This is a genomic window from Gelidibacter sp. (assembly GCF_053579655.1).
The window spans coordinates 82,117-101,158 of record NZ_JBMDWE010000006.1 but is presented as its reverse complement, the minus strand read 5'-3'; the positions used below and the strand labels follow the sequence as shown (position 1 = coordinate 101,158).

The following is a 19,042-nucleotide window of genomic DNA, read 5'->3' as shown; positions in this document are numbered from 1 at the left end:
AAATGCAACTTATTAGAAATTACTTTCCTGATTTATCCGAACTTCAAGTACAGCAATTTGAGCAATTGGAAGAGCTTTATAAAGATTGGAATCTTAAAATAAATGTGGTGTCGCGAAAGGATATTGACGAATTGTATTTGCGTCATGTGCTCCATTCCTTAGCAATAGCAAAGTTGATATCCTTCAAACCTGGTTCTAAAGTGATGGACGTTGGCACTGGCGGCGGTTTTCCTGGTATTCCCTTGGCCATTATGTTTCCAGAAACCAATTTTCATTTGGTAGATAGTATTGCTAAAAAAATAAAAGTTGTTGATGAAGTTGTTGAGGGGCTGGGCTTGACCAATGTTAAAACTTCCAATTGTCGCGTAGAAGAGGTCAATGATACTTATGATTTTATTGTAAGCAGGGCAGTGGCGGCAATGCCAACCTTTGTTCATTGGGTAAAAGATAAAATTGCGAAAAAGCAAAAGCATGAACTTAAAAATGGAATCATCTATTTAAAAGGGGGCGATCTGGCTGATGAATTACTCGATTTCCCAAAATCAACTGTATATGATCTTTCTGATTTTTATAAAGAAGAATTTTTTGAAACAAAAAAACTAGTGCATTTGCCGTTAAAATATAAAGGCTGATTTTAGAATGGAGTTATTGGTCACAATTCTAAGTTAAAACTATGCGCTTTAGTGCATCTCACTTTAGCTTCTAAAAATTTTGACACGAATTTCACGAATTTTCACGGATACATTCGTTCCCTGAAAAAACAGAAGTATATTTCACACGAATGCATAAATTTTCAGTCTGTTTTAAAAACCATTGCCAGGCTGAATGTCGGGATGGTATGGCGTTTTAGTCCATAGTGTGATTTAGTTGGAATGGTTCGCAAGGATCTTAAATATCTAAATTGTGGATAAATTAAGGTGATGCTATTACGTTGAAAAACAAAAAAATCCTCAAACACAAGTTCTGAGGATTTTTTTATAAAATATACAAACGGATTACTAGCCTAAAAATGGATATTTGTAATCGGTTGGTGTTACAAACGTTTCTTTAATCATTCTAGGAGATATCCAACGCAATAGGTTTTGTGCACTACCTGCTTTGTCGTTAGTTCCTGAAGCTCTTGCTCCCCCGAAAGGTTGTTGTCCAACAACCGCACCTGTTGGTTTGTCGTTGATGTAAAAGTTCCCCGCTGCATTTTGAAGTGCTTTAGTGGCTTCGTCTATAGCATATCTGTCAGTGGCCATAATCGCACCTGTTAGTGCATATTCACTGGTTTCATCTACGAGTTTTAAGTTTTTGCTAAAATCTTTATCCTCATACACATAAATTGTCATCACAGGACCAAAAAGCTCAGTGCACATGGTTGTGTATTTTGGATCGGTAGTTTCGATGATAGTTGGTTCAATAAAATAGCCTTTGCTCTTGTCATAATTTCCACCGGCAATAATGGTCGCATTTTTATCTTTTCTGGCTTGGTCAATATAGTTGGCCAATTTGTCAAAAGAAGCTTCATGGATCACTGCAGTCACAAAATTGCTCATGTCCTCAGGAGATCCCATGGTGACTGTTTTTAGGTCCTCAACGACGTAGTCTTTGACTTTGCTCCAAATGCTTTTTGCAATATAAGCTCTTGATGCTGCACTACATTTCTGACCTTGAAACTCAAAAGCACCTCTTACAATAGCAGTGGCTACTTGCTTAGGATCGGCAGTATGATGAGCGACGATAAAGTCTTTTCCACCAGTTTCTCCAACAATTCTTGGATAGGTTTTATAATTCGCAATATTGTTTCCGATTTTTTTCCATAATTCTTGAAAAACAGAAGTTGATCCTGTATAGTGCAATCCAGAAAAATCAGGACTTGCCATAATCGTATCCGTAATCATTGCGGCATCGCCAAAAACAACATTGATAACTCCTGCAGGAACGCCAGCCTTTTCAAAAACATCCATAATCACTTTAGCGGAATAAACTTGATGATTACTTGGTTTCCAAATGACCACATTCCCCATCAAAGCCATACATGATGGTAAGTTACCAGCGATTGCCGTAAAGTTAAATGGGGTCACGGCGTAAGTGAAGCCTTCTAAAGGACGGTATTCAATTCGGTTCCAAGCGTCACTTGTACTTTTTGGTTGATCATTGTAGATCTCCGTCATATACTGAACATTGAATCTCAAAAAGTCAATAAGTTCACATGCCGAGTCAATTTCAGCTTGATGGATGGTTTTAGATTGTGCAATCATGGTAGCCGCATTGATTTTTGCGCGGTAAGGCCCGGCAATCAACTCAGCTGCTTTAAGAAAGATACCTGCGCGATGTTCCCAAGGTAATTGAGACCATGTTTTTCTTGCTTCAAGAGCTGTTGCAATCGCCTCCTCAACATGGCTTTTTTCAGCCAAATGATAAGTTCCAACCACATGTTTATGGTCGTGCGGTGGAGACATGGTTGTCGTGGTTTTGGTTTTTACATATTTGCCGTTGATATATAGAGGTACATCAACTTTGCTATTGAACATTTTAGAGTATTCTGCTAAAACCGCTTCACGTTCTGATGATCCTGGAGCGTAAGTCTTTATCGGCTCATTTACAGCCACTGGTACCTTGAAAAATCCTTTTCCCATGAGTATTGTAATTTTGAATGTTTAAAATTTTAAGTGGCGAAGGTACAAAATTTAGGCCGTTTTTTAATGGAATGGTTTGCTAAATGCTCGTTAAATCTATATCGTATTTTTCACGTTGTAAGAACAATGCAATAGATAGTACTGTCAGAAGTTAACCAGATTAGACAATTTTAAACTCTTCTCAAAGCCGAGACATGTTTCTTATAAAATATTTCAAAAATGAAGATAATAGCAATAGGAAATGTGCGATTCCAAAAGCGTCGTGGTGAGAGCGAAAAATGAAAGTTGATTAATTGAGCGCAAAAGGCGCACTTAATTTGAATGAAGGAATATAAACTTTGAAGGTGTTGGAGTTTGTGAAATTTATCATATTAAAATGACCCTGCATCGCGCCGTAGGGCGACGATAGTAAACAGCCCGAAGTATAACTGTGTGTTTCTCCAGGTTTTAAAACAGGTTTTTTGCCAATGACACCTTCGCCCTCAATGATTTCTATATTATTTAAAGCGTCTAAAATTCTCCAATGACGCGTGTTCAATTGTACAGAATTTTTGCTTTGATTTTCTATGGTTACTTTGTAGCCAAAAGCGAAATGGACTTTGTAGTTTTTATAAAAGGTGCCTTCAAAGGTGGTTTCTACGCTTATTTTGATGCCACTTGTAACTTGCTGGACCATGATGATTTTTTTTTGAGTATAGCTAAAATAGGATAATTTTCAACATTTGCGTAATTTATTCCGTTTAAGATGTATCACTGTCGCTCATCTGCATAATTATAGTGGAAAACACCTTTAATAAGGACTGTAAAAAGCGATTGTTTAGAGCTGTGGAAAAAAACAAACGGGGAATTTTTAAAAATTATAAATTAATTCGAGATATTAACGGAAGATGCTTCGCCCAAGCCAATCAGTCGGTCGTAGCGTGCACCTAAATCTTTATAATACACCAACACTTTGTAATTGTTTTCGGTTTGATAAAAATTACCGCTAATAGCTCCTTCGTCGAGGGTGCCGTTCTTGTCGGTCACGACATATTTATAGTTATAAAAACCTTGTTTTAAGCGAAAGGCACATTCGTATAAACCAGTTTTGGGATTCCATAGAAGTTTATTTTCTGGTTCCAGGGCATAATTGTTGAAGTTCCCATACACATAAACCGATTGGCCCTCCATAAATTCTTGCTGTTTAAGCGCAAAATGAACCATCGTATAATCGGCTTCAATGGAAACGTCGTGAGCATCGACAGCGGTGATCAAAAAGTTACCATTGATATCAGGGTTGTAAGTGTAAAGTTGGTGAGCTCGTGGCGTGTTGACAAAAAGATAAGTATTATAAATATCCTTTAAATCAATGAACTGCACCCCCATGTTGGCGGCTCTGACATCTTTGGTTTCGAAATACAAATACTCGTTACCACCCCAAAAGCTAGTTTCTGAAGTGTATTTGTAAACGAGTTGATTACCCAAGGTATATTGTGGTTTGACGTTTGAAATAGCGGTGTTGAGATTGTTGTTCTGGACAATCAAAGTTTTAACGTTTTCCAGCGGATTGTTAAAATTAAAATTTCGGTTGTTGATCACAATATCCACGGATTGTTTGGTATCAATAAATTTGACATCGCGCGAACGTTTAATGGCGACTCCAACACTCACAAGGTCTTCATAAACCATGAACTTTCTTGAAAAAATGAGTTCGTCATCATCATTCCAGATACTTATCAGATAATTTCCCGTAACTAATAAGCCTTTAGTCTGCTGATTGGGAATTTGAAGCTTATAATGCGAATATATTTGATAGGTATTGAACGAGTTTTTATAGTCTTGAATGCGTTGGTTGTCAAAGCCTCGCAAGTATTCTGATTTCACTAAATCGGATGGCGTCCAGTCATAATTAAAATGCTCAATCACATAGTAGAAATCGGACTCTAAGCCGTTAAGCGCATCAAATTCCAATAATAAAGGTTCTCCCAGTCTTAAAATGGGCAATTGGCTTTCATTGGTGTTGCCCTTGAACATAATGGTTTTTATATAATTGGGTGGTGCGGTTTCATAAACCTGGGCGGACATGACAATGGCAGAAAGCAATGCGATGAATTGGGAGGAAAATGCTTTGAAGGTCATTTTAATAGTGTTTTGAAGTGTAAAGATACGCAAAAATCATGCCTGAAAATGGGACGTAAGTTTCGCATAATTTGTAGGGATTTTATTTATTTACTATGTTTTTTATTATTTTAATGGTCAACGTTTTAGCTGTTTTTGCGAGTTTTATAAATCCTGTAAAAATCTGTTGTAATTAGAATTGTATTTCAGCAGTTTTTTTGAGCACCATATCTAAAAGTTTTCTTTGATTGTTGAATACTGTCGAGATTTGTATTTCCAGCTTAATTTTAAATATTACACTTTTTTGGGAGTGCCCTTCCTGAAGGATTTTTAGAAATAATGGGCGTTCAACTTAATCTTCGGTATTTATGAAAACAAAAATTACGCCTCACCACTTCATTATTGATAATTTTAAATGGTTTTTGATTTTATTAATGCTGTTGTCATGTTTAGAATCTATTGCTCAGGAATTCCCAACTTATTTTATTGTAAGTAGTGTGGCTCCAACTAGGGTTACACTACAATCAAAGGTTGTTATTACTGCGGACCCAGGAACTATTCCTCCTAGTAACAGGTTCACTACTTTGACTTGTGAAAACATATATAAGGATAGTAAAGCCACTTTAGACGTTGATACAGGACGTACTGTAGTGACTATTACAATTGCGCCATACTTTAATCAGGCCAATGGCATTAACATTCCTTTAGATAGTGATGTGGGGCCTAATGCGCTTAAAATAATTGGTAAAGATGTTTATATTGGTTCCTATGCTCCAGAAAACCAAGTTTTTCTTGAATATGTGTTACCTACTTCTAGAACTTTAATAGACTCATCAAGCAATATGGTAAAAATCACTGAGATTTTTACGACATTCAATGGATTTTGGAGATCTAGCGAATGGAAGAACAATCCAACTGATCCAACTAAAATGCCAAATACTAGCCACGATCTTTTAGGTTTTACTTATAACGGAGTTATTTATTCAACAGGGGTGAATGATGCGCTACTCACAACAAGTGTGACGCCTGACGAAGCTTCAACAATTAGTTACCAAACGTTTAAAGCTTATTCCACTAATGGAGTTTCGGGAAACACAACTACAGATAATTATTTAGCCATGGCAGATATGATCGACGGCAAGCTAAATCAAACTGTTTTGAGTTCTTCCATAGAAAACACCAGTATATATAGCGTTCTGATTGATGGGGTTAATGGCTTGGATTTAGGTACTGGAGTTACCAATTTTAGTAAAACTACTAATGTGAGTTTTTACAGCGGAAACGGAAATGTTGGTGCTATTGAAGATGAAATACCGGATTTGTTATTAACGCAAATTGCAGAACCAGGTGGCGCGGATGTATATTATTATTCTGATCATTTGGGGAATGTTGTTGGTAGACCAGTCAGTTTACTAATTTCAAATCAAAAAACTAATGGGTCCGCACTACTGGCTGAATGGTCATTGGATTTTTACAAGATGACCAGTACCACATATGATCTATCCGTGCCAACAAGTGGTGTAGAAATAACTTCAAGGAAAAGACCATTAAGAATGGCCGCTTTTAAATTAAACGAGTTCGAAATCAATGCATCAAACATAGGTTCTGTAAGCAATATTAAAATGGCGGCAGGAGGGGGTGCTGATCTCGCGTTTATCGCTTATAATAGAGCAGCATTTGACATTAAAACTCCCGTTGTAAAAAGAGCGCCAATTTCTCGTTTTGTGTGCAAATTGCCGAGCTCATCAACTATAAATTTTAATGCCGAAGGCGCAGTAGATGGAGGTTATAGTACAACAAATCCAATTCCTGCGGGTGAAGTATTAAAGTATAGATGGTTCAAAAACCAAACTTTAATTTCTGGAGCTACCACCAATGAGTATACAATACCTTTTTCACCCATTACTTCCGATGAATTAGGAACATATAAGTTGGAAATCTCAAATTTAAGAGGGGCGGTGATTCTTCCTGTTAATTTTTCTGAAGGAGGTGTGCCTGTAGTTTGGAATGGTGCCACATTTGATTTGCCGCCCGCTTATATCGCTGCGGGTGTAACAGTAGCAAATGCTGACAGAAATTTGATTTTTTCCAGAACTTTACCATATAATAGGCCTTATGACTTAGAAGGTTGTGATTGTCTTGTGCCGGCAGGCAGTACAGTTACAATTCCGGTGGGGAACACGCTTAAGCTTTATAATAATATTGTTGTGGAAGGTATTACTAATGTTCTTGATGAAAATGACCTTATAATTGAAGAGATTCCTGCCGGCACCTTCATTCTAGAGGACGGTGCTAGCTTAATCCAAACAAAAGATGTAACTGTAAATGAAAACAGTGGCAATATTATTGTGAAAAGAGAAACTAAGCCTGGGACTATAAAAAAGTTTGATTATGTTTATTGGTCGTCCCCAGTTGCGGGTTTCAATGTGAATAGCATAGAGGGCTCCCGTAGATACGAATGGGACGTTACCGTTGACAATACTAATAATGGAACAGCCGGCACCTTTGGCAATTGGATTGCCCCATTGGGATTAGGAATTATGACGCCAGGTAAAGGTTATATTGTAAGAGTGCCATCCTCAGTTCCAGAAACCCCACCTGTTAACTATATCCTTAATAATACGTTTGAGGGCGTCCCAAATAATGGGGATTATTATGTTCAAATTAAAACCACGCCTCCAGGCTCCTCTATGAATCCAGTTAATCAACATTGGAATTTAATTGGCAATCCATATCCGTCCGCCATAAATCCGTCTAAACTTTTAAGTGATAATATAGATGTTCTTAGCGGAGTGTTACAGGTATGGACTCATAAAAATGCCATTTCTGAAACGCCACTCAGACCGTTTTATCAAAATTTTAAATTGAAATACAGCGACGATTATCTGACTTATAACCTAACCGCTTCCACAGACAAAGACTTTAAGGGTTATATTGCTTCAGGCCAAGGATTTATGGCTCAAGTCGAAGCGGATCCAACTAATAAATATGTAAAATTCACAAATGCAATGCGCTTTGGGCCTACTGGTGAAAGTGCATATGATAATACGCAATTTTACAGAGGTACAGGCAGCTCAAATACGTCTTCAAATGAAAGTACTGAAAAGCAGCTGATTTGGTTGGCATTAACCGAGGAGTCCCAAATGGCCACTGTAGCAGTAGTAGGTTACGTTGAGGGCGCAACTAATGGAAAAGACAAATTATATGATGCAAACTCTGGACCAGGTAGCATGCGGTTGTACTCAGTTCTGGAAGATTCAGATTTCCTTATTCAAGGTCGTGCACTTCCTTTTGAAGATAGTGATAAGGTGTCTTTGGGGATTGAAATTCTAAAAAACGGCATCTACAAAATCGGCATTGACCACCTCAAAGGCAGCCTCATGCTCAACGAAGACCAAGGCATTTATTTAGAAGACACCTATAATAACGTCATTCATAATCTAAGAAATTCGCCATATAGTTTTACGGCTAACGCAGGAGATGTTAAAGATCGTTTTGTGTTGCGATATACCAACAAAACCCCTTCTGTAGATGATAATCAGATGTCAGAAACCTTTGTCTATGTTAAAAATGAGCAGCTTTACGTCAAAGCTTCAAAAAATATCGAATCAGTGGTGGTGTACGATCTTACTGGTAAAAAATTGATGGACTATAAGTTGGAGGGCTTTGCCGACAAGTTCAATTCGCAATTCCAATTTCCAAAAGGGGCATACCTTACGGTCATTAAATTAGAGAATACGGGTTTAATTACTAAAAAAGTGATGAATTAGAAATCCAATTCATAAATTATATAATTAAAAAAACCATTAAATCCATCTGACTTTAATGGTTTTTTTATGTCTTCAGGTTACCTTGAAAAATGATGTATTCATGATTATGATAAGGTTATGGCGAATTAGATTTTGAAAAACTTTTTAGCCTAAAAATAAATGGGATTGCTGAAATTCACTTAAATTTGATAGGATTTTTAATTCGATCAACATAAATGCAAAATTTGATGGTTCACTATTATTCAGACGGTTGTAAATGAAAAATAAAATTCAAATTTTACGCAATCGTTAGCGTATAATTTTTATGATAAAAATCATGTAATCTGTATTATTAATTTGTAAATTTGCACCGATTTTTACTGTAAGAAAATCGCATAATTGTAACTATTAACCAATAGACTTATAATATGTCAAACGACATTAAGATTAAAAAAGGTCTCGATATCAAACTTAAGGGTAGTGCTGAAAAAACAACCGAAAGGGCCGTTTTAAGCAATTTTTATACCCTCAGACCTGAAGATTTCCACGGTGTTATTCCAAAACTAATTTTAAAAGAAGGAGCAAAGGTGAAAGCTGGCGAACCTATCTTTTACGATAAAACCAATGAGGCTGTGAAATTCGTTTCGCCAGTTTCAGGGGAAGTGATTGAGATAGCAAGAGCGGAAAAGAGACGCATTGTGGGCATTAAAATTCAAGCAGACAAGGAACAAATTTACCATGACTATGGCAAGTTGAATGTTGCTGCTGTAGATGCTGATACCATAAAAGCACATTTATTGGCAACAGGTTGCTGGGCGTTCATCAAACAACGACCTTACGACATTATTGCCAAAACAGATCAAACACCAAAAGCGATTTTTATCTCGGGTTATGCCAGTGCGCCTTTAGCTGCGGATTTGGACTATGTACTGCAGGGTAAGGAAGCTGAATTGCAAGCAGCAGTTTCAGCATTGGCTAAGTTAACTCCTGGTAAGGTGCATGTGAGCGTTGGTCACAATTCAAACTCACCGTTTGCTGGGCTTTCTGGAATCTCTTTACACAAAGTATCTGGCCCACATCCGTCAGGGAATGTTGGAACGCAAATCAACAAAATTGATCCTGTCAACAAAGGTGAAACCGTTTGGACAGTTGCCGCACAAGACTTGGTAATTATTGGAGAACTTTTGCTTACCGGTAAATTCAATGCAGAGCGTATTGTGGCGCTTGCAGGTTCATCCGTTAAAAAACCACGTTACTTTGTTACCAAAATTGGTAGTGAAGTGGCGACGATGGTCTATGATAATGGGGTGGAGCAAAATGGCAACGACCGTATTATCTGTGGCAACGTTCTGTCTGGAAAACAAGTGAAACCAGATGGCTACTTGGATTATTACAGTAATTTAATTACAATAATTCCTGAAGGTAATGATTATGAGTTATTTGGATGGAACAAACCTGTGTTTGATAAGCTTTCTATTACCAGAGCACTTACGTTTTCATGGTTGACACCAAATAAAACCTATGACCTAGATACGAATATGAATGGTGAACACCGAAACTTTGTATTGACAGGTAATTATGAAGAGGTTTTTCCATTAGATATTTTTGTTATGCAAATCTTAAAGTCTTGTTTATACAAGGATTTAGATGAAATGGAAGCTTTGGGAATGTATGAAGTTGCTCCAGAAGATTTTGCTTTGACTGAGTTTGTATGTGTGTCTAAACAACCGCATCAGCACATTATTAGAGAAGGTTTGGATTTAATGATAAAAGAAATCGGTTAATATTAAAGACAATGGGTTTAAAACAGAACTTACATAATTTAAAAGCGAAATATAAGGGAACTAAAATGGCACCTGCCTTTAACGCCCTTCATACTTTTTTATATACACCTAATGATACCGCACGTGGTGGCACGCATATTAAAGCAGCTGATGATTTAAAGCGTACCATGAACACGGTCATTATGGCTTTAATTCCATGTTTGATTTTTGGTATGTTCAATACCGGATATCAGCATTATTTAGCAACGGGAGAAATTGAAGCTGTATCTAATGGCTTTTTCAGTAGTGAATTTTGGAATTTACAAAACTTCAATTTAGGCTTTTGGAAAGTATTACCGCTAGTTATTATTTCTTATGGTGTTGGATTAGGGGTTGAATTTATTTTCGCCACAATAAAAGGACACGAAGTTGAAGAAGGATACCTTGTAACTGGGATGCTTGTGCCATTAATCATACCAATCGATACACCATATTGGATGTTGATAATCGCTGTTATTTTTGGTGTGGTCATCGGGAAAGAAGTATTTGGTGGTACGGGAATGAATATCTTAAATCCGGCCTTAACCATTAGAGCGTTTTTATTCTTTGCTTATCCTACTTGGATGAGTGGTGATAAGGTTTGGGTACAAGGCGCTGTTGAAAGAACTAAAGAAATTGCAAATGGCTCTACGGCCGATGCTATTTCTGGAGAAACAATCCTAGGTAGCTTGGCACAGTCACATCCTGTGGATTACTCCATATTAGATATGTTCTTTGGGTTTATTCCAGGATCTATTGGCGAAACGTCGACGCTATTAATCCTCTTGGGTGGATTGTTCCTCATCTTCACAAAAATAGCAAGCTGGCGAATTATGCTCAGCTCCGTTATTGGTGCGTTGGTAATGGGGTATATTTTTAACATCGTTGCAGACTCAGGATGGATTACCGAATCAAGCAAATTTTACACTTTAATGAATACGCCTTACTGGCAACATTTGATCATGGGCGGTTTGGCCTTTGGTATTGTGTATATGGCTACGGATCCGGTAACTGGTTCACAGACTAACAAAGGGAAATGGATTTACGGATTCTTGATTGGTTTTATTTCGATCATGATCCGCGTATTTAACCCAGCCTATCCAGAAGGTGTGATGTTGGCAATATTATTAATGAATGTATTTGCTCCTACTATTGATCATTATGTTGTTAAAGGTAATGTCAATAAAAGATTAAAAAGAGCGAAACTTAAAACAGCTTAAATTATGGCAATCGATACAGATAAAAATAGTTATACCATTATTTTTGCCATCGTTATGGTTTTGGTGGTTGGTTCTATACTTGCAGGTCTTGCGCAAGGTTTAAAACCTATGGTGCAGGCTAATCAACGCTTTGAATTGCAACAAAACATATTGTATGCCCTAGGCATCAATGATAACAAAGGTCCAAGTGATGTCGTATTTGTTTCAACAGATAAAGTTGAAGATCTATTTAATAAGTCTATTACTAAACAATATGTCATTGAAGGTGATAAGGTAACTGAAGATCCTCAAGCTTATATGATAGACATTAAAAAGGAAGAGGCGAAAGCAAAAGATCCAAATTATACCAGAAGATTGCCTTTGTTTGAAGGTGAAAAGGATGGTAAAAAGGTCTACGTAATTCCTATCCGTGGAAAAGGTCTTTGGGACGCCATCTGGGGATACGTAGCGGTTGATAAAGATATGGTTGTTCAAGGCGTGTTTTTTGACCATGCTGGTGAAACTCCTGGATTAGGAACTGGAATTAAAGAACGTTTTTTTATGGATGACTTTGCAGGTGAACACTTGTTAGATGAGTCGGGTGTGTTTAAGGGAATAAAAGTAGCAAAAGGAAATGCTGACCCAAAAAACGACAGAAAAACAGATCATGCGGTAGATGCAATGGCAGGTGCAACCATTACTGGTGATGGTGTGACGGCGATGATCCAGAAGGATTTAAGAATGTATGTACCTTACTTTAAAACTTTAAAATAATTTAAAATGTCTGAAGTAGCAGAAAAAGAAAAAGCTGTAAAGATTCCTAAGGAACCTTTGTTTTCTAGAAAAAATAAAAAATTAATTACTGACCCTTTAGCAGATGATAATCCAATTACCATTCAGGTTTTGGGTATCTGTTCGGCACTTGCAATTACTGCACAGTTAAAACCATCCATCGTAATGGCAATTTCTGTAATCTTTGTACTTGCTATGGGGAACGTGGTAATTTCATTAATGCGAAATATTATCCCATCAAAAATCAGGATTATTGCGCAGTTAATTGTTGCGGCCACTTTGGTAATTATCGTGGATCAGGTATTAAAAGCCTATGCTTATTCATTAAGTAAAGAGCTTTCAGTATTTATCGGATTGATTATTACCAACTGTATCATTATGGGACGCTTTGAAGCTTTTGCTTTGGGTAACGGACCGTGGAAGTCTTTCCTTGACGGTGTTGGTAATGCTGCAGGTTACGGTATCATTTTGGTGATCGTAGGTTTCTTTAGAGAATTACTGGGTTCAGGGACTTTACTTGGGTATCAAGTTTTAGGAGATCCTATTGAAAAGACTGGATTGTACAGTATTGGTTACGAAAATAACGGGTTTATGGTTTTGCCTCCAATGGCATTGATTGTCATCGGCCTTATTATTTGGGTACAGAGAAGTAAAAATAAAGCATTAATAGAAGACTAAATAATAGTTGGCAGTAACCAGTCCGCAGTAAGCAGTATAATGCTACTGATGACTGAAGACTGAAAACTGAAGACTTAAAATATATGGAATATATAGAGTTATTTTTTAAATCGATTTTTGTAGATAATATGATCTTTGCATATTTCTTAGGAATGTGTTCTTATCTAGCGGTATCTAAAAAAGTTGCTACTGCAGTAGGTCTTGGAGCTGCTGTAATATTCGTACTCGCCGTAACTGTGCCATTAAACTGGTTATTGGATACCTACATTTTACAAGAAGGTGCTCTAGCATGGTTAGGCCCTGAATATGCTGAGTATGACTTAGGTTTTCTATCTTTTATCCTGTTTATTGCTACCATTGCAACGATGGTGCAATTGGTTGAGATTGTGGTTGAGAAATTCTCACCTGGCTTATATAACTCACTCGGAATATTTTTACCGTTGATTGCTGTTAACTGTGCCATCTTAGGTGGTTCGTTGTTTATGCAATCCCGTGAAATACCAACTTTAGGATTAGCCTTAACTTACGGCGTTGGATCGGGGATTGGATGGTTTTTAGCGATTCTTGCCATTGCAGCAATTCGTGAGAAAATCAGATACTCTCATGTACCACCAGCCTTAAGAGGATTAGGAATCACCTTTATCCTTACGGGATTAATGGCGATAGGTTTTATGAGTTTTGGAGGAATGCTTACTGGAGGAGACGATGGTGATCAAAGTCCTCAAGCCATTGAGCAAGACATGAAATCTGAGCCGAATAGCGCTGATGTTGAAGGTATTTTGAAGAAAGAGAAGATAGAAGAAACCACAACCGCTTTAAATAGATAATATGTTATTAGCAGCAAGTACAACCGGTGTCATCATAGCGACAATAATTGCGTTTTTAGTAATTACGTTGCTATTAGTTTCACTTTTATTATTCGTAAAACAAAAATTAGCGCCTTCAGGTCCTGTTAAAATTACCATTAATGGAGAAAAAGTAATTGAAGTACCTTCAGGGAATTCTTTGCTTACAACCTTGAGTGCTCAAAAAATATTTTTACCATCTGCTTGTGGTGGTGGTGGAACTTGTATTCAGTGTGAATGTCATGTTTTATCAGGTGGGGGTGAAGCACTCCCAACTGAAACACCACATTTTACCCGTACTGAATTAAAGGAAGGTATCCGTTTGTCATGTCAGGTAAAAGTAAAACAGGATATGGTGATTACTATTCCTGAGGAAGTATTTGGAATCAAAAAATGGGAAGCAACCGTTGTTAGAAATTATAACGTCGCCTCTTTTATTAAAGAGTTCGTAGTAGAGATTCCTGAAGATATGGGCTACAAAGCTGGAGGTTATATTCAAATTGAAATTCCACCTTGTACCATTAACTTTAAGGACATGGACATCACTGCCCATCCTGAAGAGCATGACACGCCAGATAAGTTTCAAGCAGAATGGGACAAGTTTAAATTATGGCCTTTGGTCATGAAGAACGAAGAAACAACTGAACGTGCTTATTCTATGGCTTCTTACCCTGCAGAAGGAAGAGAAATCATGTTAAACGTTCGTATTGCAACGCCTCCGTTTGATAGAGCCAAAGGTGGCTGGATGGATGTGAATCCAGGTATTGCATCGTCTTATATCTTTAACCAGAAAAAAGGCGATAAAGTCGTTATTTCAGGACCTTACGGTGAATTCTTTATCAATGAATCTGATGCAGAAATGTTATATGTAGGTGGTGGAGCAGGAATGGCGCCAATGCGTTCACACTTGTACCACTTATTCAAAACCTTAAAAACAGGTCGTAAAGTGACGTATTGGTACGGTGGACGTTCTAAGCGTGAATTGTTCTATCTAGATCATTTCCATGAATTAGAACGTGAGTTCCCTAACTTTAAGTTCTACTTGGCCTTGTCTGAACCTATGGAAGAAGACAATTGGAAAGTTAAAGAGAATATTGATGCCCCAGGCGATGGGTTTGTAGGGTTCATTCACAATTGTGTTATCGAGAACTATTTGAACCATCATGAGTCACCAGAAGATATCGAATTATACTTCTGTGGTCCACCATTGATGAACCAAGCCGTTCAGAAAATGGGAGAGGATTTCGGAATTCCAGATGAGAATATCAGATTTGATGACTTTGGAGGATAGATGAGAGCATAAACCTTTCAGATTTCCAAAACCTGAAAGGTCTTCATTATATAAAAGCCCAACACGAAAGTGTTGGGCTTTTGTCTGTTTCAAATTAGGCTTGCGGATCAAAGACAGATTTATCCGAAACATTAAATTAACCAACATCGAAATTACTATCTCCTCATTTTTAAAATGGAATATTAATTATGAAAGAAATAAATGTTAATTTGCTTAAGAAAATAAAAAGGTGCCGTTTTTATTTATGCTATCTTATTAATTAACTAAAAAACACACATAATATAATGATCAACAAGTTTAAACGGATGATTAAGCCATATGTTATTAGTCGTATAGGTAGAAAACTTCCTATCAACTGGGTTAAGAAAGATGAAGGGTCATGGTTAGCACAAAATTTTATTGGTGATTTTATTATTCCGCCCATCAACTCTTATTGCACTAAGATTGAGCAGCTTGCAGAACATACTAATCAAAAAGGTAATCAGCCTCTTTGGGAAGGTTATCATGGTAATAATATTGGAAGTTCTAGTCGAAAGCCTAATACTGTCAGAAGTGTACCTGCAATAGGTAATCTGTTTGCATACTTGGTTCAAGAAAAAAAACCTGAAATTATTGTAGAATTCGGTACAGCTTTTGGTGTTTCTGGAATGTATTTTCTGGCGGGGTTAAATAAAAACGAAAAAGGCTCACTCCTTACTTTTGACCCAAATGAGGTTTGGGCCAAATTGGCAAAAGAAAATTTATTGCAGATAAGCAATAGATTTAAATTAACGGTTGGCACATTTGAGGAAAATATAGACAATATACTGCTTCATAATCAAAATATAGACATCGCCTTTATCGATGCCATTCACACCAAAGAATTTGTCATTCCTCAGTTAGAAATTGTGATTGCTAGAGCAAAAAAAGGATCAATAATTATTCTGGATGATATCAATTTCTCAGCTGATATGATAAATTGTTGGGAGGAGGTTTCAAATGATAATAGATTTATTTCGAGTCTTTCAATTGGGGATAGAGTGGGTATGTTGGAGCTAAAATAAATATGGTTATAGTGTATAAATAATCATAAAACATAAGCCGTCTTATGATCAAATTAAGACGGCTTCTTTAATAGTGGTTTCAGTTTAAAATATTAGTAACAAAAGGAGTTTATTAAAAAATCGAAATATTAGTTTTTGATTTATTCTTCTTCTTCAATGTCTTGCTCTACGAGCTCTTCTTCAGTTTCCTCAGTTGCTAAATTGTCTAGCTCTTGTAGGTCATCTAACTCCTCATCGTCTTCATCTTCTTCAAATGTTGCTTTAGGGGCAGCAGTTTCCAAAACATTGTATTTCTCTAATTGTTCTTCTTCTCCTGTGAAATATGGAAATACATCCAAAATTGGCGATTCTATAATGGAAGGAATGGTGTAATCTCCCATAGTCTGTGCCATTACGATGTTGCTATTATCAAAAGCCTCTTTGATGTCGTTGGCTTGTACCAGCAAATAGATGTTTGACTTTCTTTCCTTTCCACTTTCTTCATCAAAAGCGATGAGACTGATTTTGCATTTAAACCAGCGATCGGAATTCTCAAAAGGATGAACTTCGGAATAGTTGGCAACTTTTAAATTTGTGATTTTGATATCCTCATTGGTGTACGCTTGCATTTCTTCAGTAATTCTTACTTCTGCTTCAGTATAAGAAACCGCATCCAAAAGATAGGTGTCGGTAGTTATTTTCTGCTCGCCTGTGTCGTGTGTTTTTTTGTATTTCACCTTACATTCATACCAAGTTACGCTCATGTCTTTATTTTTTTAAAGGCACAAAAATAAGGCTTATAATGTGCGTGCTACTCAAAATGAACGATAGATATTCACAATTTTTATTGCTCTATTTAGTTTATTTTTTTTTCTTGAGGATTTGTTGCTTTGATATTCTCTGTAAGGACTTGTCGAATAAGTTGAGAATGAAATAGATGCTAAAAATTAATCTGTTTTTATTTTTTTAGAAATCCAAAGCTTAGGACAAGCGCATTGAGCTTTTAAATTTTAACTATCGTTTATTTGATAATTTTAGTGAGGGAGTTAGTCGCAACTAAGTTTTATGATCTCAATGCTTTATGGCTTAAGTCTTTGTACTTAATACTAAAAGCGAAGCGGTCTGAAATCTACTTGCCTTCATCCCAATAGTAACTATCCGGATGTGCACGTTTTCCGAAAATGGCCGTGCCAACCCTGACCATCGTAGAACCTTCTGCAATGGCTATTTCTAAGTCGCCACTCATGCCCATCGATAATTCATGAACAGGAATGTCTTGGTCAAGAAGTTGTAACTGGATTTGTTTAAGGAGTTTAAAACATTTTCTGACTTTCTCATCTTCTGCCGAAAATAAGCCAATGGTCATTAAGCCTTTGATGTGGATACGGTCAAATTGTTGAACTTCCATCGCAAGTTTCAGTGCGTTTTCTGGCGCCATTCCAAATTTGCTGTCTTCATATGACGTGTTGAATTGCAGAAAGGCATCGATTTTTTTATCTTCATATTCCAATCGACTTTGTAGTTTTTCTGCCAATTTAAGCCGATCTAAGGACTGAATGCAGTCTACGTCATATCGTACAATTCTTTCACTTTGTTGGTCTGTAAATGGCCTATAAAATGCTTTTGATGGATGATGCTTTTTAAACTTTCGTATTTTTCCTTAATCTCTTGAATTTTGTTCTCGCCAATTAAAGTTTGACCACTTTGTAGCGCTATTTTGATGTTTTCGGCAGAAACCGTTTTAGTGGCCAATAGAAGTTTTACATCCTTTGGATTTCGACCAGAAATTTTACAGGCCTTGTCAATACGCTCTAAAATAGTTGCGATATTTTTTGTGATATCAATGTCCATTTTAAACGGATTTGTTCGAAACATACACCCAAACTTCTGTTCCTAAATTGGTCGTTGCCAATACGCGTTTATAATCAGAAACTTTGAGTTTATCAGTTTGCATAAGTGCTTCTCCTGTTATTTCACAGACGAAGCCTTCGATGGTATCACTTTTATCGGCTGATTTGAAAGCGATGAGAGAGGAGTTGGTCTCATGTTTTTCAAGAGATGACGTATTGTTTTTGTCTAGGCTTTCTAATTTATAGCCAGATAAACTGTCCTTCGTTCCGTTTGATTTTTCATCCTGCGTTAATTTGAAACTGTCGTATACAAACAGCAAATGTTTTTTTTGCTTTTCAAACTGAATGGCATTGGCTTTAATTTGTTGGTGTGCGATATCTTTGGCTTCCGCATAAGATATGCCGTAACTTCTTTTGATCGTGTTAATGCTTTCTGGATACTTTGCTAAAATGCTATCATAATAAACATCAAGACTTTTTTGCGAAGGTAATTCGTAATTAAGTTTGATTTGAAACCGTCTTAATAAAGCTGTGTCAATAATATGGATATGATTGGTCGCGCAAATTAAGAGGGTATTATCTGATAAATGATCAATTTGCTGAATCAGCGCATTGACCAATCGTTTCATTTCGCCAGAATCTTTCTCATCATAATCTCTAAGTTTCCCAACAAAATCAAATTCATCTATAAATAAAATGGCACCATCAATGGAAGCTTCTTTAAAAAGCTCGGCAAGATTTTTGGCGGTTTCTCCCAACTTTGATGAGACAAAACCACTTAAATTTATAGTGATTACTTTTTTGTTCAGTGCAAGCCCAATGGCGTGGGCAGTCGCTGTTTTTCCGCAGCCGGTATGTCCGTGTAATAAGATTTTATTATCTACTGGAATATTGAGTTTGCTTAGCGCATCTCTAAAGGTAAATTCTTCTAAAAGTTGATTTATTTTAGCTCTTACTTCATTATTAAGATGAAGTTCGTCTAAGGTTAAATGATTTTTTTTTGATCTTAAAGTGGTACTATGGTACGCCATAATTGCTATTTTTGTAAAGATGTTGATTTCTTATAAGGACGGTATTCTTAGCTTTTTTAAAG

General features: G+C 36.8%; 16 protein-coding genes. 9 read left to right on the top strand and 7 right to left on the bottom strand.

Annotated features, from left to right (window positions below; genetic code table 11):
* Positions 1-2 precede the first annotated feature (2 nt).
* On the top strand, positions 3-632 hold the full coding sequence (gene rsmG / locus ACOH2D_RS05145) for a 16S rRNA (guanine(527)-N(7))-methyltransferase RsmG (RefSeq protein ID WP_348035942.1): 630 nt from the start codon (positions 3-5) through the stop codon (positions 630-632).
* A 366-nt stretch (positions 633-998) separates the two neighbouring features.
* Here rsmG and pruA read toward each other — a convergent pair whose 3' ends face one another.
* From pruA to ACOH2D_RS05130, 3 genes are all read right to left on the bottom strand, one after another.
* The gene (gene pruA, locus ACOH2D_RS05140) at positions 999-2,624 is read right to left on the bottom strand and encodes an L-glutamate gamma-semialdehyde dehydrogenase (protein WP_449534563.1); all 1,626 of its coding nucleotides are present in this window, start codon (positions 2,622-2,624) and stop codon (positions 999-1,001) included.
* A gap of 289 nt (positions 2,625-2,913) precedes the next feature.
* Positions 2,914-3,300: a Co2+/Mg2+ efflux facilitator ApaG/CorD gene (apaG, locus tag ACOH2D_RS05135; RefSeq protein WP_348035940.1), complete on the bottom strand. Its 387-nt coding sequence runs from the start codon at positions 3,298-3,300 to the stop codon at positions 2,914-2,916.
* Positions 3,301-3,488: 188 nt separating this feature from the next.
* Complete coding sequence (locus ACOH2D_RS05130; protein WP_449534562.1) at positions 3,489-4,742, bottom strand: type IX secretion system plug protein; 1,254 nt, start codon at positions 4,740-4,742, stop codon at positions 3,489-3,491.
* 347 nt (positions 4,743-5,089) lie between these two features.
* Between ACOH2D_RS05130 and ACOH2D_RS05125 the strand changes: the two genes are divergently transcribed.
* The 8 genes from ACOH2D_RS05125 (at position 5,090) to ACOH2D_RS05090 (ending at position 16,120) form a co-directional block, all read left to right on the top strand.
* Complete coding sequence (locus ACOH2D_RS05125) at positions 5,090-8,491, top strand: RemA C-terminal-like gliding motility protein (protein WP_348035938.1); 3,402 nt, start codon at positions 5,090-5,092, stop codon at positions 8,489-8,491.
* A gap of 407 nt (positions 8,492-8,898) precedes the next feature.
* The gene (locus ACOH2D_RS05120) at positions 8,899-10,254 is read left to right on the top strand and encodes a Na(+)-translocating NADH-quinone reductase subunit A (RefSeq protein WP_449534561.1); all 1,356 of its coding nucleotides are present in this window, start codon (positions 8,899-8,901) and stop codon (positions 10,252-10,254) included.
* Positions 10,255-10,265: 11 nt separating this feature from the next.
* On the top strand, positions 10,266-11,492 hold the full coding sequence (locus tag ACOH2D_RS05115) for an NADH:ubiquinone reductase (Na(+)-transporting) subunit B (RefSeq protein ID WP_449534560.1): 1,227 nt from the start codon (positions 10,266-10,268) through the stop codon (positions 11,490-11,492).
* A gap of 3 nt (positions 11,493-11,495) precedes the next feature.
* Positions 11,496-12,245 (top strand): Na(+)-translocating NADH-quinone reductase subunit C, encoded by a 750-nt coding sequence (locus tag ACOH2D_RS05110; RefSeq protein WP_449534559.1) that lies wholly within the window; start codon positions 11,496-11,498, stop codon positions 12,243-12,245.
* A gap of 6 nt (positions 12,246-12,251) precedes the next feature.
* Complete coding sequence (locus ACOH2D_RS05105; RefSeq protein WP_449534558.1) at positions 12,252-12,941, top strand: NADH:ubiquinone reductase (Na(+)-transporting) subunit D; 690 nt, start codon at positions 12,252-12,254, stop codon at positions 12,939-12,941.
* Positions 12,942-13,024: 83 nt separating this feature from the next.
* The gene (gene nqrE / locus ACOH2D_RS05100) at positions 13,025-13,768 is read left to right on the top strand and encodes an NADH:ubiquinone reductase (Na(+)-transporting) subunit E (RefSeq protein WP_449534557.1); all 744 of its coding nucleotides are present in this window, start codon (positions 13,025-13,027) and stop codon (positions 13,766-13,768) included.
* A 1-nt stretch (position 13,769) separates the two neighbouring features.
* The gene (gene nqrF, locus ACOH2D_RS05095; protein WP_449534556.1) at positions 13,770-15,077 is read left to right on the top strand and encodes an NADH:ubiquinone reductase (Na(+)-transporting) subunit F; all 1,308 of its coding nucleotides are present in this window, start codon (positions 13,770-13,772) and stop codon (positions 15,075-15,077) included.
* 305 nt (positions 15,078-15,382) lie between these two features.
* Complete coding sequence (locus ACOH2D_RS05090; RefSeq protein WP_449534555.1) at positions 15,383-16,120, top strand: O-methyltransferase; 738 nt, start codon at positions 15,383-15,385, stop codon at positions 16,118-16,120.
* A 140-nt stretch (positions 16,121-16,260) separates the two neighbouring features.
* On the opposite strand, the gene ACOH2D_RS05085 is transcribed toward ACOH2D_RS05090, so the two are convergent.
* From ACOH2D_RS05085 to ACOH2D_RS05070, 4 genes are all read right to left on the bottom strand, one after another.
* Entirely contained in the window at positions 16,261-16,863 is a 603-nt protein-coding gene (locus ACOH2D_RS05085; protein WP_449534554.1) for a DUF4494 domain-containing protein, read from the bottom strand.
* 365 nt (positions 16,864-17,228) lie between these two features.
* Positions 17,229-17,753, bottom strand: a complete 525-nt coding sequence (locus ACOH2D_RS05080; RefSeq protein WP_449534574.1) for a YggS family pyridoxal phosphate-dependent enzyme — start codon at positions 17,751-17,753, stop codon at positions 17,229-17,231.
* Positions 17,663-17,950: a hypothetical protein gene (locus ACOH2D_RS05075; RefSeq protein WP_449534553.1), complete on the bottom strand. Its 288-nt coding sequence runs from the start codon at positions 17,948-17,950 to the stop codon at positions 17,663-17,665. The genes ACOH2D_RS05080 and ACOH2D_RS05075 overlap by 91 nt, the downstream gene beginning before the upstream one ends.
* Before the next feature lies 1 nt (position 17,951).
* The gene (locus tag ACOH2D_RS05070) at positions 17,952-18,980 is read right to left on the bottom strand and encodes an AAA family ATPase (RefSeq protein ID WP_449534552.1); all 1,029 of its coding nucleotides are present in this window, start codon (positions 18,978-18,980) and stop codon (positions 17,952-17,954) included.
* Between the last annotated feature and the right edge of the window lie 62 nt (positions 18,981-19,042).